The 22,823-nt window shown below is 69.8% G+C and carries 22 protein-coding genes; 10 read left to right on the top strand and 12 right to left on the bottom strand.

Going from position 1 to position 22,823, the window contains the following annotated elements; all coding sequences use genetic code 11:
• Positions 1-15: 15 nt before the first annotated feature.
• The 5 genes from ACYVIO_RS13695 to ACYVIO_RS13715 are packed head-to-tail and all read right to left on the bottom strand — an operon-like array spanning position 16 to position 4,177.
• Complete coding sequence (locus tag ACYVIO_RS13695) at positions 16-960, bottom strand: S1C family serine protease (RefSeq protein WP_460651103.1); 945 nt, start codon at positions 958-960, stop codon at positions 16-18.
• Positions 961-976: 16 nt separating this feature from the next.
• Positions 977-1,924 carry a VWA domain-containing protein gene (locus ACYVIO_RS13700; protein ID WP_460651104.1) on the bottom strand — a complete coding sequence of 316 codons (948 nt, stop codon included), beginning with the start codon at positions 1,922-1,924 and terminating at the stop codon, positions 977-979.
• The gene (locus tag ACYVIO_RS13705) at positions 1,921-2,859 is read right to left on the bottom strand and encodes a DUF58 domain-containing protein (RefSeq protein WP_460651105.1); all 939 of its coding nucleotides are present in this window, start codon (positions 2,857-2,859) and stop codon (positions 1,921-1,923) included. Before ACYVIO_RS13705 ends, ACYVIO_RS13700 begins: the two co-directional genes overlap by 4 nt.
• Positions 2,856-3,875 (bottom strand): AAA family ATPase, encoded by a 1,020-nt coding sequence (locus ACYVIO_RS13710; RefSeq protein ID WP_460651106.1) that lies wholly within the window; start codon positions 3,873-3,875, stop codon positions 2,856-2,858. Before ACYVIO_RS13710 ends, ACYVIO_RS13705 begins: the two co-directional genes overlap by 4 nt.
• Entirely contained in the window at positions 3,872-4,177 is a 306-nt protein-coding gene (locus ACYVIO_RS13715) for a hypothetical protein (RefSeq protein ID WP_460651107.1), read from the bottom strand. The genes ACYVIO_RS13710 and ACYVIO_RS13715 overlap by 4 nt, the downstream gene beginning before the upstream one ends.
• A 128-nt stretch (positions 4,178-4,305) precedes the next feature.
• On the opposite strand from ACYVIO_RS13715, the gene ACYVIO_RS13720 reads away from it, so the two are divergent.
• The 4 genes from ACYVIO_RS13720 (at position 4,306) to ACYVIO_RS13735 (ending at position 10,567) form a co-directional block, all read left to right on the top strand.
• The gene (locus ACYVIO_RS13720) at positions 4,306-4,998 is read left to right on the top strand and encodes a response regulator transcription factor (RefSeq protein WP_460651108.1); all 693 of its coding nucleotides are present in this window, start codon (positions 4,306-4,308) and stop codon (positions 4,996-4,998) included.
• Positions 4,995-6,275, top strand: coding sequence for a sensor histidine kinase (locus ACYVIO_RS13725; RefSeq protein WP_460651109.1), 1,281 nt, complete (start codon positions 4,995-4,997; stop codon positions 6,273-6,275). The genes ACYVIO_RS13720 and ACYVIO_RS13725 overlap by 4 nt, the downstream gene beginning before the upstream one ends.
• Positions 6,276-6,561: 286 nt before the next feature.
• The gene (pepN, locus tag ACYVIO_RS13730) at positions 6,562-9,123 is read left to right on the top strand and encodes an aminopeptidase N (RefSeq protein ID WP_460651110.1); all 2,562 of its coding nucleotides are present in this window, start codon (positions 6,562-6,564) and stop codon (positions 9,121-9,123) included.
• A 52-nt stretch (positions 9,124-9,175) separates the two neighbouring features.
• Positions 9,176-10,567 carry a S28 family serine protease gene (locus ACYVIO_RS13735; RefSeq protein WP_460651111.1) on the top strand — a complete coding sequence of 464 codons (1,392 nt, stop codon included), beginning with the start codon at positions 9,176-9,178 and terminating at the stop codon, positions 10,565-10,567.
• A gap of 92 nt (positions 10,568-10,659) precedes the next feature.
• On the opposite strand, the gene ACYVIO_RS13740 is transcribed toward ACYVIO_RS13735, so the two are convergent.
• Positions 10,660-11,649 (bottom strand): methyltransferase, encoded by a 990-nt coding sequence (locus tag ACYVIO_RS13740; RefSeq protein WP_460651112.1) that lies wholly within the window; start codon positions 11,647-11,649, stop codon positions 10,660-10,662.
• A 137-nt stretch (positions 11,650-11,786) separates the two neighbouring features.
• Positions 11,787-12,362: an RNA polymerase sigma factor gene (locus ACYVIO_RS13745; RefSeq protein ID WP_460651113.1), complete on the bottom strand. Its 576-nt coding sequence runs from the start codon at positions 12,360-12,362 to the stop codon at positions 11,787-11,789.
• A 14-nt stretch (positions 12,363-12,376) separates the two neighbouring features.
• On the opposite strand from ACYVIO_RS13745, the gene ACYVIO_RS13750 reads away from it, so the two are divergent.
• Both ACYVIO_RS13750 and ACYVIO_RS13755 read left to right on the top strand, forming a co-directional pair.
• Positions 12,377-13,534: a serine/threonine-protein kinase gene (locus tag ACYVIO_RS13750; RefSeq protein WP_460651114.1), complete on the top strand. Its 1,158-nt coding sequence runs from the start codon at positions 12,377-12,379 to the stop codon at positions 13,532-13,534.
• 330 nt (positions 13,535-13,864) lie between these two features.
• A complete protein-coding gene (locus ACYVIO_RS13755) occupies positions 13,865-14,281 on the top strand; it encodes a hypothetical protein (protein ID WP_460651115.1) in 417 nt (138 codons plus the stop codon).
• A gap of 1 nt (position 14,282) precedes the next feature.
• On the opposite strand, the gene ACYVIO_RS13760 is transcribed toward ACYVIO_RS13755, so the two are convergent.
• The gene (locus ACYVIO_RS13760) at positions 14,283-15,311 is read right to left on the bottom strand and encodes a S66 family peptidase (protein ID WP_460651116.1); all 1,029 of its coding nucleotides are present in this window, start codon (positions 15,309-15,311) and stop codon (positions 14,283-14,285) included.
• Positions 15,312-15,425: 114 nt separating this feature from the next.
• Between ACYVIO_RS13760 and ACYVIO_RS13765 the strand changes: the two genes are divergently transcribed.
• Positions 15,426-16,184 carry a class I SAM-dependent methyltransferase gene (locus ACYVIO_RS13765; RefSeq protein WP_460651117.1) on the top strand — a complete coding sequence of 253 codons (759 nt, stop codon included), beginning with the start codon at positions 15,426-15,428 and terminating at the stop codon, positions 16,182-16,184.
• Between the two features lie 3 nt (positions 16,185-16,187).
• Here ACYVIO_RS13765 and ACYVIO_RS13770 read toward each other — a convergent pair whose 3' ends face one another.
• From ACYVIO_RS13770 to ACYVIO_RS13785, 4 genes are read right to left on the bottom strand one after another with little or no spacing between them, the layout of a single operon-like run.
• Positions 16,188-17,063 carry an aldehyde dehydrogenase family protein gene (locus ACYVIO_RS13770; protein WP_460651118.1) on the bottom strand — a complete coding sequence of 292 codons (876 nt, stop codon included), beginning with the start codon at positions 17,061-17,063 and terminating at the stop codon, positions 16,188-16,190.
• Positions 17,053-18,489, bottom strand: a complete 1,437-nt coding sequence (locus ACYVIO_RS13775; protein WP_460651119.1) for an aldehyde dehydrogenase family protein — start codon at positions 18,487-18,489, stop codon at positions 17,053-17,055. Before ACYVIO_RS13775 ends, ACYVIO_RS13770 begins: the two co-directional genes overlap by 11 nt.
• Positions 18,490-18,492: 3 nt before the next feature.
• Positions 18,493-19,461, bottom strand: coding sequence for a deoxyribose-phosphate aldolase (gene deoC / locus ACYVIO_RS13780; protein ID WP_460651120.1), 969 nt, complete (start codon positions 19,459-19,461; stop codon positions 18,493-18,495).
• Between the two features lie 47 nt (positions 19,462-19,508).
• Positions 19,509-20,102 carry a mycothiol transferase gene (locus tag ACYVIO_RS13785; RefSeq protein WP_460651121.1) on the bottom strand — a complete coding sequence of 198 codons (594 nt, stop codon included), beginning with the start codon at positions 20,100-20,102 and terminating at the stop codon, positions 19,509-19,511.
• Between the two features lie 87 nt (positions 20,103-20,189).
• Between ACYVIO_RS13785 and ACYVIO_RS13790 the strand changes: the two genes are divergently transcribed.
• The 3 genes from ACYVIO_RS13790 to ACYVIO_RS13800 all read left to right on the top strand — a co-directional run bounded on the left by ACYVIO_RS13790 (position 20,190) and on the right by ACYVIO_RS13800 (position 22,751).
• Positions 20,190-20,750 carry a PH domain-containing protein gene (locus ACYVIO_RS13790; RefSeq protein WP_460651122.1) on the top strand — a complete coding sequence of 187 codons (561 nt, stop codon included), beginning with the start codon at positions 20,190-20,192 and terminating at the stop codon, positions 20,748-20,750.
• A 39-nt stretch (positions 20,751-20,789) separates the two neighbouring features.
• Positions 20,790-21,659 carry an alpha/beta hydrolase gene (locus tag ACYVIO_RS13795; protein WP_460651123.1) on the top strand — a complete coding sequence of 290 codons (870 nt, stop codon included), beginning with the start codon at positions 20,790-20,792 and terminating at the stop codon, positions 21,657-21,659.
• A 159-nt stretch (positions 21,660-21,818) separates the two neighbouring features.
• Positions 21,819-22,751, top strand: coding sequence for a neutral zinc metallopeptidase (locus tag ACYVIO_RS13800; RefSeq protein ID WP_460651124.1), 933 nt, complete (start codon positions 21,819-21,821; stop codon positions 22,749-22,751).
• Positions 22,752-22,823 lie beyond the last annotated feature (72 nt).

Here is a 22,823-nt window from a genome sequence, read left to right on the forward strand (position 1 = left end):
CAGTGAAGCAGACGATCAGTCGATCAGCCCGCGAACGATCGTCGTCATCCGGTCGACCGGGATCGCGAAGCCGATGCCGATGTTGCCCGACCGGCTGGAGCTGCCGAGGGTCGCGATCGCGGTGTTCACGCCGACCACCTGACCGGCGGCGTTGACCAGCGGGCCGCCCGAGTTCCCCGGGTTGATCGCCGCGTCGGTCTGGATCGCCGTCTGCCGCGCGCCGCTGTCCCCGAACCGCGCCTGCCGGTTGACCGCGCTGACGATGCCCGCCGTCACGGTCCCTTCGAGCCCGAGCGGTGACCCGACGGCGAGCACCGGGTCGCCGACCTTCAGCTCCGCGGACCGGCCGAGCGGGAGCGACCGCAGTCCCGAGCTCGACGCGTTCCCGGAGACCTGCAGGACCGCGAGGTCGTTGTCCGCGTCGACGCCGATGATCTCGGTGTCCAGCGTCCGCCCGTTCGACAGCACGATCGACACATCGCTGGCTCCTTCCACCACGTGCGCGTTCGTCACCACGTGGCCTTCGGAATCGATCGCGAAGCCCGAACCGGTCGCCCGCCCGGCCCGGACCGACACCACGCCGGGCAGCACGCTCTCGGCCGCCGACGCGATCGACGGACCGCCGCCGCCGCCCGCGGAAGGAGCCGATGCCTGCGGCAACTGTGCGGTCGCGGCCGGTGGAGTGTCGTCGCCCCACCCGCCGGTCACCGCACCGGCCAGCCCGCCGGCCAGGATCGACAGCGCGATCCCGGCGGCGAGCGTGCGGCCGGTACGGCGTACCGGCTTGTCCGTCACCCCGGCCTGAGGTGCCGCAGCCGGAGAGGGGGGAGCCGGCGGGGCGGAGGCCGGGGTGACGGGGAACGGGAAGGCCGCCTGCTGCTCCGAAGGTGGCGGGGCGGCCGGTGGGGGACCGGACTGGTAGTGCGGCCCGCGGAAGGGGTGACCCAGATGAGGACTCACAAGTGCTCCTTGGTGCTCACGGGAGCCGCGAGAACCACAGCAGCGACGCCAGCCCGGCCAGCAGCGCCGCGGCCAGGGCGATTCCCGCCACCAGGTTGGTGATCTCGCGTGGCTCGGTGGTCCAGCCGATGGACGACTGGAGGTCGGAGTACACGTCGCGCAGTTCCTCGTCGCTCTCGGCGGCGTAGAAGGAACCGCTGGTGGCCTCGGCCAGTCCCTGCAGGGACTCGGCGTCGGCGGGGACCGGGATGGACCGGCCTTCGAGGTCGATCGTGCCTTCGGGCGTGCCGTACGCGATCGTCGAGACCGGTACGCCGGCCTGCGTCGCCTCCTGGGCGGCTTCGTCGATCGGCCGTCCGGCGGTGTTGCCGCCGTCGGACAGCAGCACGATCCGGGCCGGCGGCAGGTCCTCGGCCGCCTGGCTGTCCAGCGAGCGAACCGCTTGCAGGCTGGTCAGGACGGCCTCGCCGATCGCCGTGCTGTCGGACAGCGTGAGCTGCTCGATCGCGTCGACGGTGGCCTGGTGGTTGGTGCTCGGCGGCGCGACCACGGTCGCGGTCCGGGCGAACGAGACCAGGCCGACGTTGAACTGCTCGGGCAGGTCGCGGACGAACTGGGTCGCGGCCTCCTTGGCGACGCTGAACCGGTCCGGCGAGACGTCGGTCGCGGCCATCGAGTTGCTGATGTCCATCGCGACCACGACCGTCGCGCGTTCGCGGGGCACCCGGACGTCGGTGACCGGGCGGGCGATCGCGATGGTCAGCACGACGATCGCGGCCAGGAACGCGAACGCCGGCGCGTGCCGGCGCCAGCCGGGCCGCTTGGGGGCGACCTTGTCCAGCATCGGCAGGGTGGCGAAGCGGACGGCGTACTGGCTGCGGCGGCGCTGGGCGATCACGTACGCGACGACCAGGGCGGCCGCGACCAGCAGCAGCCACAGCCACAGGGGTTGCTCGAATCTCATCGGATACCGGTCCTCCCTCGAGGGGTTCGGCGGGCGGCGGCCCGCTTGCGGGCGGAGGCGAACGCGGCGACGTCCCGCACCCAGTCGGTGTCGGTCCGCAGCACGAGGTGCGCCGCTCCCGAGGCACGGATCGCCTGCGCGGTGCGCTCCCGGTGCGCCTCCATCGCGTCGGCGTACCGCCGCCGCAGTTTCTTGCTGGACGTCTGCACTTCCCGCCGCCGGCCCGTCTCGGGATCCACCACGGTCAGCAGTCCCACTTCGGGAAGCTTGAGCTCCCGAGGATCAAGCACCTCAACAGCAATCACCTCGTGCCGAGCGCTCAATCTCCTGAGTGCGTCTCCCCAATCAATACTGTGAAAATCGGAGACAACTACTCGGAGACCTGGTCTGGGGTGCTCCCGGTTGAGTCTTGTGATGGCTGTGGCGAGATCCGTCTCCGGGTGCTCGCCTGGTGTTGCTCTGGGCAACGACAAGAGCGTGCGGAACGTGCGACGCAGAGCCGCCGATCCACCGACGGCCGGGATCCTCCGGACTTGGTTGCCCAGGGCTACCCGGACCCCGAGCGTGTTGCCGGGGCGGTCGGCCAGCAGACCGACCGCGCCGACAACAGCGATCGCGAGGTCGCGCTTCTCGCTCAGCGCCGTACCGAAGTCCATGCTGGCCGACGCGTCGATCAGCGCCCAGGTCTCCAGCTCGCGCTCGGCGAGCGGCGCCCGGACGTGCGGTTCGAGCGAGCGGGCGGTCACGTTCCAGTCCATCCGCCGGACGTCGTCCTGCCCGGCCTGGTACGGCCGCGCCTCGTTCGGCTCACTGCCCGGACCGCTGAGCAAACCCGTGATCTCGCCGTGCAGAAAGCCTTCCAGCTTCCGCTTCACGGAGAGCTCGAGCGTGCGCAGCGCCCGCTCGCGCCCGGCCAACAGATCGGGACCTGTCATGCCGCGGTTCCACCACTGGCGTCGAAGCCCTGCACCGCGTTGATCCCCGGCCCGTCATCAGCCGGTACGACGTGCGGCTGCTCGACCGCGTGCAGCACCCGCGAGACGACCGCCCGGGGATCGACTCCGTCGGCGAGCGCGTCGAAGGTCAGCACGAGCCGGTGCGCCATCACGTCGTGCGCGACGTCGTACACGTCGGCCGGCAGCACGTAGTCCCGCCCGCGCAGCAACGCGAGCGCCCGACCGGCGGCGACCAGTCCGAGCGTCGCCCGCGGGCTCACCCCGAACTCCAGCACCCCACCGAGATCGTTGATCCCGTACTGCTGCGGCTCCCGCGTCGCGTGCACCAGCCGTACGACGTACTCGGCGACCGCGTTGTGCACGAAGACGTCTTCCGTTGCCTCCTGCAACTCACGGACCATGTCCGGCGTCAGCACGGCGTTCGCGTGCGGCCGGTGCGAGCTCATCCGCTGCAGGATCGTGAGCTCCTCCATCGGGGTCGGGTAGTCGACGGTGATCTTCAGCAGGAACCGGTCCCGCTGCGCCTCGGGCAACGCGTAGACGCCCTCGGACTCGATCGGGTTCTGCGTCGCCAGCACCAGGAACGGCTCCGGCAACGGGTAGCTGACCCCGCCGATGCTGACCTGCTGCTCGGCCATCGCCTCCAGCAACGCCGACTGCACCTTGGCCGGGGCCCGGTTGATCTCGTCGGCGAGCACCAGGTGGGCGAAGATCGGGCCGAGCTCGGTGTCGAACCCTTCCGCCGACGGCCGCCAGATCCGGGTCCCGACGATGTCGCCGGGGACCAGGTCGGGGGTGAACTGCAGCCGGGCGAACCGGCCGCCGATCACCTCCGCCAGGGTCCGGACGGCGAGCGTCTTGGCGACGCCCGGGACGCCTTCGAGCAGGCAGTGCCCGCGGGCCAGCAGGCCCACCAGCATCCGCTCGACCAGCTGGTCCTGGCCGACCACGACCCGCTTCACCTCGAAGAGGGCGCGCTCCAGTACTGCGGTCATGCGTTGCCCTGGGGGTCGGTCTGCTCCGGCTGGGTCTGCTCGGGCTGGGAGGGCTGGCCCTGGCTCTGCTCCGGCTGGGCCTGGCCCTGCCCGGACTTCTCGGGGCAGTCGCGGCCGTCGCGGGTCTGACCCTCGGTGCCCTGGCCGGTGCCCGGCGACGGGGTGGTCGCGCCGTCCTCGACGGTCACGTACCCCTGGGACGGCACCGGGTCGTTGCCGGCGGCGTACGCGAAACCACCGACGCCGAGGGCCGCGACGGCGACCGCGCTGCCGAGCAGGACACGCTTTCCGGGGAAGTTCATCTGTGACTCCTTCTGATCGGATCGTGCGACCAATTCATCACCCGCCTGCGAAAACGACCGGAAAGCCGAACGAAAGGCGACCGAAAGCGCATCCCGGAGCACGCCGCGATCGCCGTTACCTTTGGCTTGTGCGACTACTGGTGGTGGAGGACGAGGAAGGCCTGGTCAGCGCTCTGCGCTCGGGACTCGGCCGGGCCGGCTACGCCGTGGACACGGCGATGACCGGTGCCGAGGCAGTCGAGAAGCTGGCGACCACGGCGTACGACCTGGCGATCCTGGACATCACGCTGCCCGACACCAACGGCCTCGACCTGTGCCGTGCGGTACGGCGGGGCGAGATCGAGGTGGCGTCGGGGCGCGAGCTGCGGGTGCTGATGCTGACCGCGCGGGCGTCGCTGGCCGATCGGGTGCGCGGGCTGGACGAGGGCGCCGACGACTACCTGACGAAGCCGTTCGCGCTGGTCGAGCTGCTCGCGCGGATCCGCGCGCTGCTGCGGCGCGACGTGACGAACGGGTCGACGCAGTTGCACGTCGGCGACCTCGTACTGGACTCGGCGCGGCACCTGGCGACGCGAGCCGGCCGGGAGCTGCCGTTGACGCTGAAGGAGTTCGGCGTACTGCGGTACCTGATGTCGCGGCCTGGGCATGTCGTGTCGGCCGAGGAGTTGCTCGAGCATGTGTGGGACGAGAACGCGGATCCGTTCACGCAGAGCGTGCGCGTGACCGTCGGGACGCTGCGGCGCAAGCTCACCCAGGAGGGCGAGGACCCCTTGCTGGAAACGGTGATCGGCCGGGGCTACCGGCTACGAGGTGAGACATGAAGCTCTTCCGGCCCGGGATGACGTCGAGGCTGCCCGGTTGGGCGCAGACGATCCGCTTCCGGCTCACGCTGGCGTACTCCGCCGTGCTGATCGCGCTGTCGGCATTGCTGCTCGGGGGCCTGTACTTCGCGCTGTCCGCGTACCTGGATCCCAAGCCGCTCGACCCGATCACGGTCAAGAAGGTCATCTACGACCACGACGAGATCAAGCTCAAGCCCGGGTACGTGATCCAGGCCGCGGAGATCTCCAGCATCCAGTCGGCGGTGAACTACCAGACCCTGCAGACGCTGCGGAACTACTCCGCGGCGGGGATGGGCGTGCTGTTCCTGGTCAGCCTCGGCACCGGCTGGTGGTTGTCGGGTCGCGCGCTGCGGCCGGTCCGCGCGATCACGGCGACCGCGAAGGACATCTCCGCGACCGATCTCTCCCGGCGGATCGCGTTGAGTGGTCCGCGTGACGAGCTGCGCAACCTGGCCGACACGGTCGACGACATGCTGGTCCGGCTGGAGTCGGCGTTCGTCGCCCAGCGGCAGCTCGTCGACGACGCGTCGCACGAGCTGCGCAATCCGCTGGCGGTGATCCAGGCGAACGTCGACGCCGTACTTGCGCACGACGACACGCCTGCTGAGGACCGGGCGCAGGCGACCGCGATCGTGTCGCGCGCGATCCAGCGGATGACGCGGCTCGTCGAGGATCTGCTGGCCTCCGCTCGCCGTTCGTCGCCTGCTTTCGTTGACGCGGACGTAGACCTCGCCGCGATCGCTGGTGAAGCCGCCGAGGAGTACGCGCTGCTCGCTGCTGACCGAGAGATCCACCTCGTACGCCGGCTGGCGCCTGGCCCAATCGCCGCCGGTGACGCGTCGGCGCTGCGCCGAGCCGTCGACAATCTGTTGTCGAACGCCGTCCGCCTCGCCCGAGGCGGCAGCGAGCTGGTCCTGGCCGTAGGCAGCCGCAACGGCTGGGCGTGGATCGCCGTCCGCGACGAAGGCCCCGGTATCGCCGAGGAGGACGCCGACCGAGTCTTCGACCGCTTCTTCCGCTCCGGCCAACGCCAGTCGCCCGCCACAGTCCCGTCGACAGGCCAACGCCGAGCCGGCCTGGGCCTCGCCATCGTCCGCCAGATCGCCGAGTCCCACGGCGGCTCGGTCACCCTCTATTCGGAGGTAGGCGTAGGCAGCACCTTCGTCCTCTGGCTCCCCGAACGCTCCCTCACCAGCGACACCCGCCGTACCCCGACCCCACCCGCCGACGAGGACCCCCTGGGCCCACGGGCCTAGCCGTCACCCTTAGCCGCCTGCGACAGCCGCCGGGCCCCCGTCCCCCGTCCCCCGGCCCCCGTCCGTCCCCCCGGGCCACCCGTCCGTCCCGCCGGCCATTCGTGGGTCAACCCGTGAGGTTGCCCCTTGGCCCACCGAATTTCGGTGGGCCAAGGGGCAATTTGGTGGGTTAACCTACCAAATGCGAGCGGTGCTTTCGGGGGAGCCCTCCACCGCCGGTGGCCGTAGCCGTGCGCGGAGGGTCGGGTCGCGTGTGGTGCGACCTCTTGGTTGCTAGGTTCGGGGGATGCCTGCTCTGACTGTGGATGATGCGCGTGGCCGGGCCGAGGTGGTGGAGGTTCGGGGGTACCAGCTGGACTTCGACTTCACGGGTGGGGACGAGACGTTTCGGGCTGTGTCGACCGTGTGGTTCGCGGCGAAGGGTGGCGCGACCTGGGTGGATGTGAAGGCTCGGGAGGTGCTGTCCGCCAAGCTCAACGGCGTACCGGTTGAGGTGGGGCTGGTAGAGGACGGACGGTTGCCGCTGACCGGGCTGGCGGGGGAGAACGAGCTCGTGGTGGACGCGGTGATGGCGTACGCGCGCGACGGCGAGGGGATGCAGCGGTCGGTGGACGCTGCCGACGGGCGGGTCTATCTGTACGGGATGTCCTCGCTGGAGTCCGCGCCGCGGTACTTCGCGTGCTTCGACCAGCCTGACCTCAAGGCGCCGTACCGGATCACCGCGACCGTCCCGCCGGAGTGGATCGTGCTCGGCAACGGACCGGCCAAGGAGATCGCGCCAGGGCGGTGGGAGATCGCCGAGACCAAGCCGCTGTCGACGTACTTCGTCACGCTGGTCGCCGGCCCGTACCACCTCATCCGTTCCGAGTACGACGGAATCCCGCTCGGCCTCGGCTGCCGCCAGTCGCTCGCGCCGCACCTCGATCGCGACGCCGAGGACCTGTTCACGGTGACCGCGCAGGCCTTCGACGAGTACCACCGGCTGTTCGGCTACCGCTACCCGTTCGGCGAGTACCACCAGGTCTTCGTGCCCGACTTCAACCTCGGCGCGATGGAGAACCCGGGCTGCGTCACGGTCGCCGACACCCTGGTCTTCCGGTCGGCGGTGACCGACGCCGAGCGCAGCACCCGCGCGCGGATCCTCGTGCACGAGCTGGCGCACATGTGGTTCGGCGACCTGGTGACGATGAAGTGGTGGAACGACCTGTGGCTCAACGAGTCGTTCGCGGAGTACATGGCGCACCGCGTCTCGCACGACGTGACCGACCACCGCGGGCACTGGGAGGACTTCGGCTACGTCCGCAAGTGGTGGGGCCTGCAGGCCGACCAGCGTTCGTCGACGCACCCGGTCGCGTCCGATCCGGTCAAGGACGCGCGCGAGACGCTCGAGGACTTCGACGGGATCTCGTACGCCAAGGGCGCGGCGGTGCTGAAGCAGTTGGCGGCGTACCTGGGTGACGACGTGTTCCTGCGCGGCGTGACCGCGCACCTGGCCGCGCACGAGTACGGCAACGCGGACCTGCCGGAGTTCGTCGCGAAGCTCACCGAGGCCGGCGCCGTGGGGCTCGCGGAGTGGTCTGCGCAGTGGCTACGGACGTCGGGCCTGGACACGATCAGCGTCACCCGTACGGCGGACGGCGTCGTACTGCACCGTTCCCGACCGGACGACGCCGAGCGGCCGCACCGGCTGAAGGTCGGCGCGTACGACGAAGCGGGCCGGCCGACGTCGGTCGACGTCCTGCTGGACGCCGACGAGGTCGCCGTTGCGCTGGACCCGTCGGCCGCGCTCGTCGTACCGGACTCCGGCGACGACACCTGGGCGAAGATCCGGCTCGACGCGGCCGGCCTCGAAGCGCTGCCGCGCGTGCTCCCGCTGATTGCCGACGGCACCACCCGGGCGGTGATCTGGAACAGCATCCGCGATTCGGTGGCCGACGGCGACCTGAATCCCCAGCAGGCGTTGGAGATTCTGCTCGCGGCGCTGCCCGCGGAGGACAGCGACATCGCGGTCGGGTCGTTGCTGCGGTGGGCCGAGGACAGCCTGCTCGGCCGGGCCCTTCCGTACGAGCCGTTCCGCGGGCAACTCGCCGACGTGCTGACCGAGCGCCTCGCGACCTGCCCGCCCGGCAGCAGCCTGCAGCTCGCGATCGCGCGCGGCGTGATCGCCACGACGAGCGACGCCGATCTTCTCCAGACCTGGCTCAGCGACTCCTCGAACAGGCCGGGCAACTCTTCAAGTAGGCCGGGCAACTCCTCAAGCAGGCCGGGCAACTCCTCGAGCAGGCCGGGCAACTCCTCAAGTAGGCCGGGCAATTCTTCAAGTAGTCCGGCCGGTCTGGAGGTCGACGCCGATCTCCGCTGGGCCCTCACACTCCAGCTGGTCCGTCTCAACGCCTTCGGCGCCGCCGAGATCGACGCCGAGCTCGCCCGCGATCACTCGACCGAAGGCACGATCCACGCCGCCAAGTGCCACGCCGCGTTGCCGGACGGCAAGGAAGCCGCCTGGAACCGCGTGATGACCGACCCGACGGTCGGCGTCAACGAGCTGTACGCGCTGTGCTCCGGCTTCTGGCACCCGTCGCAGGCCGAGCTGACCGCGCCGTACGTCGACCGCTACTTCGCCGAGATCGCGGGGACCGCGAAGATCCGCGCGGGGATCGCGGTCGGGCTGACCGCGGGCCGGTTCTTCCCGCGGTTCGCGGTGGAAGAGCGGACCGTCGTACGGGCTGAGTCACTTGTTGCCGACGACACCGTCCCGCCCGGCATCCGGCGAGCGGTTGCCGATGCGGCCGACGATCTCAAACGCACGTTTGACGCCTTGAGCCTGTGGACGAACACCTCGCGGTAACAGGCGATCCGGCCTAGTCTTTGGAGCTGTCGCCCCCAGCAGAGGAGCCGTCATGCGCCGGTTCGTTGCCAGTGTTGTCGCAGTACTCGTTGCCGCCCTGATCGGATCTTCGCTCACGCCCGCGGTGGCCTCGGCCGCCGTCCTGGACGACGTCGCCGCGAAGCTCGCGACGATCCCGGGGCTGCGGATCGAGAGCAGCGCCGTGATCAGCGGCAAACCGTTCTTCGTGCTGCGCTACACGCAGCCGGCCGATCACAAGAAGCCGAACGGGGAGAAGTTCGAGCAACGCATCACGTTGTGGCACCGCGACTTCGCCCGCCCAACCGTCCTGCACACCACCGGGTACGGCGGGGTCGGCGGCGCGTTCACGTCGGAGCCGACCCGGCTCGTCGACGGCAACCAGCTGAACGTCGAGCAGCGCTTCTTCAACACCTCGACGCCGGCCAGCCAGGACTGGTCGAAGCTGAACATCTGGCAGGCCGCGACCGACCACCACCGCATCGTCCAGGCGTTCAAGAAGGCCCTGTACGGCGGCAAGTGGGTGTCGACCGGCGCCTCGAAGGGCGGCATGACCTCGGTCTACCACCGCCGCTTCTACCCGAACGACGTCGACGCCACGGTCGCGTACGTCGCCCCGCAGGACGTCATCAACAAGGTCGACTCGTACGTCTCGTTCATCCAGAAGGCCGGGACCGACCCGCAGTGCAACCTCGCTCTGCGCAACATGCAGCGCAACACCCTGCTCCGGCGGCCCGCGATGCTGGCGAAGCTGAAGGAGTACGCCGCCGCGAACAACCTGACCTACGAGAGCACCTTCGGCTCGGCGGACCGGGCGCTGGAGGCCGCCGTACTGGACACGCCGTTCGCCTTCTGGCAGTACGACACGCAGGCGAGCTGCCCTTCCGTCCCGGGGACCGCGGCCGCGACGGATCAGCAGCTGTTCGACTTCATCGACCGGATCTCCGGCTGGTCGTTCTACTCCGACGAGGGCACGGCCGGCTTCCTGCCGTACTACTTCCAGGCGACGCAGCAGCTCAACTGGCCGGACGTCGCGAGCAAGACGACGTGGCTGAAGGGCCTGCTGCGGTACCGCGAGGCCGGTGACGCGCCGGCCGCCGTACCGGACAGCATCGAGCCGCGGCACGAACCGTTCGCGATGCTCGACGTCGACCTCTGGGTGAAGACGCAGGCGCGGCGGATGCTGTTCGTGTACGGCGAGAACGACCCGTGGAGCGCGGAGAAGTTCGCGCCGGGACCGGGGACGCGGGACTCGCACTGGTACACCCAGCCGGCCGGGAACCACGGGTCGAGCATCGGCGGGTTGCCGGACGCCCAGCGGGTGGAGGCGACGACGATCCTGCAGAAGTGGATGGGCGTCGCGGCCCAGCCGGCGGTTCAGCAGACGACGGTGGATCCGGGGGCGCGGCAGTTCAAGGCCCGCTAGACCTGCTTGGCTGACCGGCCGCGGCCGGGGATGACGAGAACCGCCGGCGGGAGACTCCAGCGTCTCCGGCCGGCGGTTCGCCGTACGGGCCCTCAGGCCAGCGTGGCCTCGATGATCGACTGCGAGGACGGGGTGTCGATGATCCGGTCGACGGGGAACCCACCCTCGGCGAGCAGCGTGTACCACTGGTCCGCGGTGCGCTCGCGGCCGCCGAGCAGCGTCATCATGATCATGTCGGTCGTCGCCGCCGGGTGCGTCGTACCGTCTTCCGGCAGCACGGCCTCGAACACGACCAGCCGCGCCTTCGGCGGCGCCGCCTGGGCGATCGTGCGCAGGATCCGCACGCACTGCTCGTCGCTCCAGTCGTGCAGGACGTACGACATCACGTAGAGGTCGGCCGCCGGCACGGACTCGAAGAAGTCACCGCCGACGACCGCGACCCGGTCGGCCAGACCGGCCTCGGCGATCCGCTTGCCGGCCCCGTCGACGACGCCGGGCAGGTCGAAGACGATGCCCTGACGCTCGGGGGAGCGGCCGATCAGCTGCAGCAGGATGTTGCCGTCGGCGCCGCCGATGTCGGCGACCGTGCGGCCCTCGGGCAGGTCGTACGCGTCGAAGGTGCCTTCGCGCAGCGCGTTGCCGTAGCCGGCCATGAAGTTGCTCATCACCTGCATGCGCTCCGGCGACTCGACCACGTGGTCGAAGAACGGCTTGCCGTAGTAGTTGCTATGGGCACCGGTCTTCACGGTGCCGACCAGATCCGACAGCGGCAGGTAGTGGGTGCCGACCCAGAAGCGGGCGATGTCGTAGCCGACGCCGCCCTCGACTATCGTCGTACCGATCTCGTCCAGCTCGATCAGGTCACCCTGGCGGCGGAAGACGCCGACCGGCTCGAGGAACCGGATCACGCGCTCGAGTCGGCCGGCGTCGAGGCCGGTGGCCGCGGCCAGTTGCCCGATGGTCAGCGGACCGGCGGCCAGCGGGGTGGCGATGTTCAGCTCCGCGACGGCGTACAGCGCCTGCGAGACGATGAAGCCCGCGCTCAGGTCCGCGACCCGCTGCGTCAGTTGACGGTCGTTCATGAAGGTCCCCTCCGAGGATTTCCGTACCAGTTGACGGCGAGCTGGTTGAGTTCTGAACCAACTGCTCGCGATGCAAGCTAGTGCGAAAACCGCGCCGGAAAGGCTGTGGAAGAGGTCTGCGGCAAGAAGTCGCCGGGTCAGCGGCTGCCGAGGCGCTGGGCTACTTCCTTGCGGGCCTGGTGGATGCGGGCCTTCACGGTGCCGAGCGGGACCTGGAGTTCTTCGGCGATCTCGGCGTACGTGAGCGCGCCGAGATCGCGCAGTACGAGCGGCTGGACGAGCTGCGGGTGGTGGGACTCGAGCTGCTCCAGCGCCTCCAGCAGATCGAGGCGCGAACCGGCGATCACCGAGGTCGTCCGCGGGTCGATCGACTCCGGCATGACCTCGGCCGACTGCTCGACCGAACGCCGCTTGAGCGTGCGGTAGGTCTGGCGGGCCTGGTTCGTCGCGACGATCGTCAGCCAGCCGGCGAACGTCCCGGTGCCCTTGAAGGTGTGGATCTTGGTGGCGACCGTCATCAGCGTGTCCTGCGCGGCCTCTTCGGCGTCCTCCCGGTGCGGCAGGAACTTGGCCACCCGACGCTGAACCTGCGGCCGGATCGCCTGCAGCAGCTCCGGCAGGGCAGCCTCGTCCCCACCCGCCGCGCGCACCGCCAACTCCTCGAGCTCGTCGTTCATGCTCCCCCAGGTGTTCGCCATGATCCTCTCTGTCACCGACAATAGTCGTGATGGATGCCATCGGAAGGTATCGCCTGCAGTCGAAGGTTGGCGCGGGTGCTTTCGCGACGGTCTGGCGCGGGTACGACGACGACCTCGATGTCGACGTCGCGGTGAAGGTCCTCGCCGACAACTGGGCCTCGCGGGCGGACGTCCGCGAGCGGTTCCTGTCCGAGGCGCGGCTGATGCGCCGGATCGCCAGCGATCGCGTGGTCCGCGTCTTCGACCTTGGCGCGCTCGAGGACGGGCGGCCGTACTTCGTCATGGACTACGTCAGCGGGGGGACCCTGGCCGACGTACTGGCTGCTGGTCCGGTCGATCCGGCGGACGCGCTCTGGTGGGGTGCTGATCTCGCGCGGGCCGTTGCCGCGCTGCATGCCGAGGGGGTCGTGCATCGGGACATCACGCCTGCCAACCTGTTGCTGCGGCCGTCTGGTGGCAAGGAGTCGGGTGGTGGCACGCATCGCATCGTTCTCGCTGATCTGGGCCTCGCCAAGCGTGCGGCCGAGGCCTCCGGGCTGACCGAGGCGGTCGGCACGCCGTCGTACATGGCGCCTGAACAGGGTCGAGGCGACGGCGGTTTCGACGAGCGTGCCGATGTGTACGCCGTGGGCGCTGTCACCTATGCCCTGCTCACCGGGCGCGCTCCCTTCGTGGCGTCGTCGATCACCGATGTCGTCGGGCGAGACCCCGACCAGGATCCGCCGAGCCTCCATCCGTTGCTGCACGACGCCATCGGTCAGGTCGACGAGCTGTTGGCCCGCGCGCTTGCCTACCGCGTGGGTGACCGCTGGCCTCAGGCGCACACGCTTGCCGAGCGGTTGGAAGCGGAGGCCTACCGGTTGGAGCAGGAGGCGCCGCTGCTTGCGTCTCTGCGTACGGCGGCTGGGGACCAGGACGCCATCAGCACCACAGTCGGTTCGCCCAGTACGCCGTCGTCACGCTCAGCCGCCTCCACCGAGTCGGCCACCAACTCATCCACCCAACCTGCCGCCGCATCCACCGGATCAGGCTCTGGGCTGGCCGCCGCTGTCCCGCCGGGTGACGTCGCCGGAACGTCCCGCCGCGGCCGGCGAGGAAAGCGGTGGAGGGGCCTGGCCGTCATGGTGCTGGTGCCGGTGGTGTTCGCGGCAGCTGCCGTGGGGGCTTGGTACGTGGCCGGGCGCTGACCCGCGTCCCGCCGGCTCCGCGTTCGCGGGTGCTGCTGCGAGGCTTGGTACGTGGCTGGGCGTTGAACGGCCGCCCACTGGCTGAGACGGCAGGTCTCAAACCACCGGGTGACTGCTTAGAGTAATCATATGACTACTCTACGGAAGTTCCTTGCTCCCGTGATGGTTGTCGGGTTGGTCTTCGTTCCATTGACTGCACAGGCTGCCGGGGCGGCGGTTAGTTACGCGTGTCGGGCTGACACCAAGTTCGGGCAGCATCAGCTTTCGTTGCGGCAGGGGGCTGAGGCCAAGGCGCCGGGGACTGTGCGGCCTGGGGCTCATTTCTATGTGGTGGTTGATCTCAAGCCGGGCTCGCTGCCGGGTGAGGTCAAGGGGTTCAAGTTGAAGGAGGTTCGGGATCTCTCCCTGCGGATTCCGATTCCGGCCAATGCGCAGTACGTGTCGGCCTGGCTCTCGGGTGGGTCGGGGTTGAACTCCACACCGACCATCCAGGCCTCGAACGGGGTGGCGACGCTGAGGGTGGCCGGGCCGATCGCGGGTGGGGCGTCGTACAAGCTGCCGCAGTTGACCGTGCATCTGAAGGCGGGACGCTCGGGAGTGGTCGAGACCAAGTTGCAGGGGTCGAGCTTCGACAATCCGGGGCTCGAGCTGCAGGCCACGATCAAGTGGAAGTTCGTCACCATCAAGTCGCCGGTGAAGTGCTACCCGGACCCCAACCCGGCACTCACCCGCACGGAGATCCGCTGAGTCAGTAGGTGACGGTGATCCGGCCTGCCGCCGGGTCGACCTCCGCGTGCCCGCCGTACGGGAGGATCAGCTGCGGATCCGTGTGGCCGATGTCGAGGCCGGTGACGACGACGGCGTCGGGGTTGTACTCGGCGATCGTCGTACGCGCGGCCTCGTACTGATCGACCGCGTACGCCGTCGCGACCTCGTCGCTGACCTGGTGATCGAGCGACCACCCCTTCGGCCGGGCCCAGAGCACGGCCTGGAAACGCTCCAGCAGCCCGCGTTCGCCGAAGTTGCGCAGGATGCGGTGGACCTGCTCGGCGCTCGGAACTTCCTCACTGGTTTCGAGGAAGAGAACACCGGAGTACGAATCGACCGGCAGCATCCAGCGACCGACCGCCAACTGCCAGTCCAGGATCTCCAGACACCCGCCCCACAACCGCCCACTGACCGGCGTCGACGGCCCCGACCACTGCCAATCCGTCCCCGCGAACAGCTCCGGCGACGACTCGAAGGACCTCGGATCGGCCCAGTCCCGATCGCGATCCGTCCAACCATCCGCAGCCGTCAACTCGAACGGCCCCGACGAAAAGAGGGCCGCACGCAACGACTTCTCCGTGTCGGCGTGCATCGCGCCGCCGCGCCCGAGCTGCACCATCACGCTGCCGCCGTGGAAGGCCGGAATCCCCAACGAGTACAGGAAGTTCAGCAGGTTCGTGTTGTCGGAGTACCCGAAGAACGGCTTCGGGTCCGCGCGGAAGATCTCCGGGTCGAGATGCTTCAGCACGGTGATCTGGTCGTCCCCGCCGATGCTCGCGAACACCGCGCGGATCGACGGGTCGGCCCAGGCCGCGTGCAGATCGGCGGCACGCTCGGCCGGCGTCGTGGCCAGCCGACGAGTGGTCGGATACTCAACCGGCTCGAGGCCGAGGGATCGGAGCCGCTGCAGGCCGAGCTCGTACGGCGCCGGGAACAGCTCCGGCAGTCCGCGCGACGGCGACACCACCGCGACCTTGTCACCCGGCTTCGGCTTGGCAGCGAAGATCATGGCCCGACCCTAGTGCGACGGATCGGGTCGGCGCACCGAAGTTTCGGTCCAGTACGGCGAAGCGACCACCGCGAAGCCCTTGGCGCCCGACCCCCGCGCGGAATAGGTTGCAGCATGACGGACGCAGGCACGGGCGGCGGCTACGACCCGGCAATCTTCGAGAAACTGTTCGCGCTCGAGGCGAACAGCTTCTGGTACCGCGCACGCAGCGACCTGATCAACTGGGCGCTCGACAAGTACTTCCCCGGCGCAGGCTCGTTCCTGGAGCTCGGCTGCGGCAACGGCTACGTGCTCGACCGCGTGCGTCAGATTCACCCCGACTGGCGACTGGTCGGCACCGAGCTGTTCGAGGAAGGCTTGGTGAACGCCCGGATCCGGATGCCGGACGTCGAGCTGCGGCAGATGGACGCGACGCGCAACCCGTACGACGCGGAGTTCGACGTCGCCGGTGCGTTCGACGTGATCGAGCACATCGAGGACGCACCGCTGGTCCTCAAGGGCATGCTCCAGACCGTCAAGCCCGGCGGCGGAGTCCTCATCACCGTGCCGCAGCACCAGTGGCTCTGGAGCAACGCCGACGTCGCGGCCCACCACGTCAAGCGCTACAGCCGCGGCATGCTGATCGACGAGCTCCGAACCGCCGGCTTCGAGCCGGTCAAGGTGACGTCGTTCGTCTCGCTGCTGCTGCCCGCGATGATGGCCGCCCGCCTGCGCAGCAAGGAAACCGCCGACGTGGAAGGCGAGCTCGGCATGGCGGCCCCGCTGAACAGCGCGTGCTTCGCAGTCATGCGACTGGAAGCCGCGCTGATCCGGGCAGGGGTGCCCATGCCGGCGGGCGGCTCGCTGCTGGCCGTCGCCCGCCGTCCGAGCTGAGTTTCAGACGCCGATCGGGTGCCAGACGGTCTTCAGTTCCAGGTACTGCGTGAGGCGCGACAAGCCGGGAGACTCGAGCCAGTCCTCGTCCGCGGGGCGACGGACGCGCTTGAGGTTCTCGGCGGACGCGGCCTCCAGGTCGCGGGCCTCGTCGGCCGACTCGATGCCGCACAGGTCGATGGCGTTGACGTCCATGTGGGACGCGAGCCAGGGCCCGATCTCGGTCGCTGAACCGGTGAGGATGTTCACGACTCCACCGGGCAGGTCCGACGTGGCCATCACCTCGCCGAGCGTGATCGCGGGGATCGGGCGCTCGAAGGACGTGACCACGACCGCGGTGTTGCCGGACACGATCGCGGGCGCGATGACGCTGGTCAGGCCGAGCAGGCTGGAGTCCTGCGGAGCCAGCAGCGCGACCACACCCGTTGCCTCAGGCACCGAGAAGTCGAAGTACGGGCCCGCCACCGGGTTGCTCGACCCGACGACCTGGGCCAGCTTGTCGGCCCAGCCGGCGTACCAGACCCAGCGGTCGATGGCGGCGTCGACCAGCGGCCGCGCCTTCGCCAGCGACACGCCCTCGGCCGCGGCGACCTCGGCGCTGAACTGGTCGTGTCGGCCTTCCATCACCTCGGCGATCCGGTAGAGCACCTGGCCACGGTTGTACGCCGTACGGGCCGACCATCCGCCGAACGCCTTGCGGGCCGCGACGACCGCGTCCCGGCCGTCCTTGCGGGAGGCCTGCGACGCGTTCGCGAGGAACTTGCCCTTGGCATCGTTCACCACGTACGACCGGCCCGACTCGCTGCGCGGGAAGGCGCCGCCGACGTACAGCTTGTAGGTCTTGCGCACGTCCAGCCGCGCGTCCGACTTAGTGGGCAAGGTAGGCCTCCAGACCGTGGCGGCCGCCCTCGCGGCCGTAGCCCGACTCCTTGTACCCGCCGAACGGCGAGGACGGGTCGAAGCGGTTGAACGTGTTCGCCCAGACCACGCCGGCGCGCAGCTGGTTGGCCATCCACAGGATCCGCGAACCCTTGTCGGTCCAGACGCCCGCGGACAGCCCGAACGGCGTGTTGTTGGCCTTCTCGACGGCCTCTTGCGGGGTGCGGAAGGTGAGCACCGACAGGACCGGCCCGAAGATCTCCTCGCGGGCGATCCGGTGCGCCTGGGAGACGCCGGTGAAGATCGTCGGCGGGAACCAGAACCCCTGCGTGGGCAGCTCGCACTCGGGCGACCAGCGCTCGGCGCCCTCGTCCTCGCCGACCTGCGACAGCTCGCGGATCCGGGCCAGCTGCTCGGCGGAGTTGATCGCGCCGATGTCGGTGTTCTTGTCCAGCGGGTCGCCGACCCGCAGCGTGCCCATCCGGCGCTTCAGCCGCGCCAGCACCTCGTCGTACACGCTCTCCTGGACCAGCAGCCGCGAACCGGCGCAGCAGACGTGGCCCTGGTTGAAGAAGATGCCGTTGACGATGCCCTCGACGGTCTGGTCGATCGGCGCGTCCTCGAAGACGATGTTCGCGGCCTTGCCGCCCAGCTCGAGGGTGACCTTCTTGTCGGTGCCCGCGACCGAGCGGGCGATCGCCCGGCCGACCGCGGTCGAGCCGGTGAACGCGACCTTGTCGACGCCCTCGTGCTCGACCAGCGCCTGCCCGGTCCGGCCGGCGCCGGTGATGATGTTCACGACGCCCGGCGGCAGGTCGGCCTGCTGGCAGATCTCCGCGAACGCCAGCGCGGTCAGCGGCGTCGTCTCGGCGGGCTTCAGTACGACGGTGTTGCCGGCCGCGAGCGCCGGCGCGATCTTCCACGCCAGCATCATCAGCGGGAAGTTCCACGGGATCACCTGCGCGGCGACGCCGAGCGGCTGCGGGTCCTCGCCGGCACCGGCGTACTCGAGCTTGTCGGCCCAGCCGGCGTAGTAGAAGAAGTGCGCGGCCACCAGCGGCAGGTCGACGTCGCGGGACTCGCGGATCGGCTTGCCGTTGTCCAGCGACTCCAGCACGGCCAGCTCGCGCGACCGCTCCTGGATCAGCCGGGCGATCCGGTACAGGTACTTGGCGCGGTCGCGGCCCGCCATCGGGCCCCAGACCTTCTCGTACGCGCGACGTGCCGCGCGGACGGCCTTGTCGACGTCAGCCGGTCCGGCCTCGCTGACCTCGGCCAGCACCTCCTCGGACGCCGGGCTGACGGTCTTGAACGGCTTGCCGTCGGTCGCCTCGGTGAAGCTCCCGTTGATGAACAACCCGTACGACGACTTGATGTCGACGATCGCGCGCGACTCCGGCGCGGGTGCGTACTCGAATCTGCTCATGCCTCAGTCCAGCGTGAAGTAGTCGGGGCCGGGGTAGTGCCCGGTGGCCAGCTTGGTGCGTTGCATCAGCAGGTCGTTCAGCAGACTGGACGCCCCGAAGCGGAACAGCTCGGGGTCCAGCCAGTCCGGTCCGGCCGTCTCGTTGACGGTGACCAGGTACTTGATCGCGTCCTTCGCCGTACGGATGCCGCCCGCGGGCTTGACGCCGATGTGCAGGCCGGTCGCCTCGTGGTAGTCACGGACCGCCTCGAGCATCACCAGCGTGACCGGGAGGGTCGCGGCGGGGGAGACCTTGCCGGTGGAGGTCTTGATGAAGTCGGCGCCGGCCAGCATCGCCAGCCAGGACGCGCGCCGGACGTTGTCGTAGGTGACCAGCTCGCCGGTCTCCAGGATCACCTTCAGGTGCGCGTCGCCGGCGGCCTCGCGGATCGCGGCGATCTCGTCGAAGACCAGGCCGTACCGGCCGGACAGGAACGCGCCCCGGTCGATCACCATGTCGACCTCGTCGGCGCCGGAGGCGACCGCGTCCTTGGTGTCCTGGATCTTGATCGCCAGGCTGGACCGGCCGCTCGGGAACGCCGTCGCGACGCTGGCCACGTTGATGCCGGAGCCGTGCAGCTCGAACTTCGCGGTCGCCACCAGGTCCGGGTAGACACAGACGGCGGCGACCTGCGGCGCCGTCGGATCGGCCGGGTCCGGCCGCTTCGCCTTCGCGCACAGGGCCCGGACCTTGCCCGGGGTGTCCTGACCCTCCAGCGTGGTCAGGTCGATCATCTGGATCGCCAGGTCCAGCGCGTACGCCTTCGCGGTGGTCTTGATCGACCGGGTGCTCAGCGTCGCCGCCCGCGCCTCGGCGCCGACCTGGTCGACCCCCGGCAGACCGAGCAGGAACCGGCGCAACCGGTCCTCGGACGAGGTCACGTCGGCGAGGCTGTCCACCCCTGCGCCGGGGCTGCTGTCGGTAGTCGTCACCTGTCGCAGTCTAGGGCGTGTCGCCCGAACCTGTGTGGTCGCAGGTACTACTCGAAGGTGTAGGTCCCCGAGGCCGGACGCCAGCCTGCGGGCGGGTCCTCGCCGACCCGGCCGTCGACCGCTTCGCGCAGGAGGTCGGCGTGGCCGGTGTGGCGGCCGTACTCCTCCAACCGGTCGAACAGCAGCCGGCGCAGGCTCGCGTGGTTGCCCTCGGGCCAGGCGACGTCGGCGTCCTGGTCCAGACCGCCGTTGGCCAGCGCCTCCGTGACCATCTGACGCGACCGGGCCACGGCGTCGTCCCAGTACGCGTAGAGCTGCTCGGGGGAGTCGTGGGCCGCCGTCTCGAACTCCCAGGTCTCGCTGCCGTCCGCGCCGAGCTCCTCCCACGGCGACCCGAGCTTGCCGCCCAGGAACTTCACCCGCAGCAGGTAGTCCTCGTTCATCGCCAGATGCTTCAGCAGCCCGCCGATGGTCAATGACGACGCCCCGATCCGCAGGTTCAGCCCCTCGGCGTCCAGCCCGTCGGCCTTCCAGCGGAACGTCGCCTGCATCCTGCCCAGCGCTCCCAGCAGGTGCTCGACCTCCGTCCCGGCCATCGGCGGCTCCCACGGGTACTCGGTCGCGTTCCGGTCATCACTCATGCACAGCACGCTAAACCGCTACCCGGACGATCCCCGTCCGCGAAGCCTCCGCTCGTCCGGCTGGGCCCGAGCGGCTACCTTGTCCGGGTGAAACCGAAGGTGACCGAGAACGAGCAGTACCTGTCGGCGTCGAACCGCATCACCGGCGTCGTCGTGATGGTGATCGGCCTGGCCGGGCTGGTCGACATCGTGCTGGAGTGGCGGACGGCGGGCGGCCTGCTGGTCGGTGCCCTGATCGGCATCCTGATCCTCGTCGCGTACGTCGGCCTGGTGCGTCCTTCGGTGACGCTGCGCCCCGACGGACTGCTGATCCGCAACCACGTCCGCGACCACCACGTCCCGTGGCACCAGATCGAGGAGGCCGACGTGACCGACATCCTCCGCGTGCACACCACCGCCGGCAAGATCCGCTGCCCCGGCGTGCAGTTGGTGATGAAGGACCTGCGCAAGAGCCGCGTCGGCGGCCGCAAGCTCGCCGCCGAGAACTCGATCAGCCGCGCCGAGTTCGTCGTCGACCGGATCGACAACCACCGCGAACGCCACGCCGCCACCGCCGAGGGCGAGGTCGTCACCACCTGGGCCGTCCCCGAGCTCGCCGCCATCGCGGTCCTGGCCGTCGTCGCGGTAGTCGCTCAGATCCTGCGCTGACCTGCCAACCACACAGCTGTTGGCGTCGTCTCACCCCGCGTGACCCCACGACTGACGCGCCGCCGCCTGTTGCTGTCCGCCGCGGGCCTCGGCGTCGCCGCGGTCGGCGGCCTGGAGAGCGGGATCGTTCCCGGCCGCACCCGCGTGCACACCGCCCTCGGCCTGACCGGTGACGACGGAGTAGTCCCCGAACTCACCGCCGGTCCCGTGGTCAGCGGTACCTTCCGGTCCGCAGCACGCCGTACGACGGTCGGCTGGTCCGTCATCTATCCGCACGGCCACGCACCGGACGCCAAGCTCCCGGTCGTCGTCGTGATGCACGGCCGCGGCGGAGACCACACCTCGGCGATCAACGATCTCGGCGCCGACAAATACCTCACCCAAGTGGTCCAGTCCGGCACGCCACCCTTCGCGCTCGCCGCCGTCGACGGCGGCCGCGACTCGTACTGGCACCGGCGCTCCACAGGCGAAGACCCGCAGCGCATGGTCACCGCGGAACTCCTTCCCCTGCTGGGGAAACGCGGCCTCCGGACCGACCGGTACGGCGTACTCGGCTGGTCGATGGGCGGGTACGGCGCACTGCTCGCCGCCCGCGACAGCGACGGCCGTGTGGCGGCCGCCGCGGCGATGAGCCCGGCGTTGTGGAGCGCCGCCGACGAGACGGCGCCGGGAGCGTTCGACGGCGCGGACGACTTCGCGACGTACCGGATCAGCGCGGACCGCCTCGGATCAGTTGCCCTGCGCATCGACTGCGGCCGGGACGACCCGTTCGCCGGTGCCGTCCGGAAGCTGCGCCGCGACGTCGTCGCCGAGGGCGGTCTCCAGGCCGGGGCGCACACGGCCGGCTACTGGCGGCGGATGCTGCCGGACCAGCTCCGGTTCCTCGGGAATCGGCTGGCCGGAACCTGACACAGCGCGACGACGGCCTGACGGAACGGAGAAAATCGGCGAAGTGAGGGGAACTTCACGCCCAGATGCTGCGTCCGAACCCGTGTTCAGGCCGGAGTGAACCTCTTGGTGATCCAGGATGGCTCCGGTATGTCCCCCCAGTACTCGAGAGTGGAGCGCATGAACTATCTCTCCAGCAAGAAGCTGCGCGTCCTGGCCGGCGCCGTCGCCGTGGCCAGCTGCGCGGTCCTCGCGATGCCGAACGCGCAGGCGGCGCAGTCCTCGCCGGCCGGCGTTCAGGCCGAACGCCCGGTCCCGGGCGTCATCGACACCCCGGCGAACGTGCCCGACGCCGGTCGCGACGCCGGCTGGAACGCGGCCAGCGCGCTGAAGGCCGTCAAGAACAACAAGCTCTACGCCACCGGCAACATCGCGGCGTCGAAGTGCAAGCGGCCGGCCGTCGCCCTGAACACCGAGGCCAACGTCCGGTACTTCGAGACCGAGCTGGTCCGCTGCCTGTACGCCGCCTGGAAGCCGAACCTGTGGCGGATGGGTGCCCGCTGGGACGTCAAGCCGGCGCTGGTCGTGCACGGGTACAACACCGTGAAGACCATCTGCGGCTCGGTCACCGGCTGGACCTCGTTCTACTGCTCCTACCGCGCGGGCACGATCTACATCCCGTGGCGTCAGCTGGTCACCTGGTACGCGCAGAACCCGACGTACACCGTCGCCTACGCGACCAACACCATCGCGCACGAGTACGGTCACCACATCCAGAACATGACCGGCATCCTGACCGCGTCGCACTGGCGTGGCAGCAACATGACGTACGACGCGTCGCTGGCCGAGAGCCGTCGTCGTGAGCTGCAGGCGTCCTGCCTCGGCTCGGCGTACATCGGCGCCAACAAGGCCTACTACCCGATGAGCGGCGGTCTGCTCACCGAGTGGAAGTACGTCGTCTCGCACTCCGGCGACATGCCGGGCTACCCGCGTGACCACGGGTCGTGGACCAACCACAACTTCTGGTCGCTGGCCGGCTTCACCGGCAACGGGAAGAACACCCACCCGGGCAGCTGCCAGACCTGGTCGGCACCGGCCACCCGGATCGCCTGATCCAGGCATGAGTTCGGTTCGGTGAAGGCTTGGGCCTGAGCCGTAACGAAGGCGCCCGGAGAGCGTTGGCTC

It is taken from the genome of Kribbella endophytica (assembly GCF_054781295.1).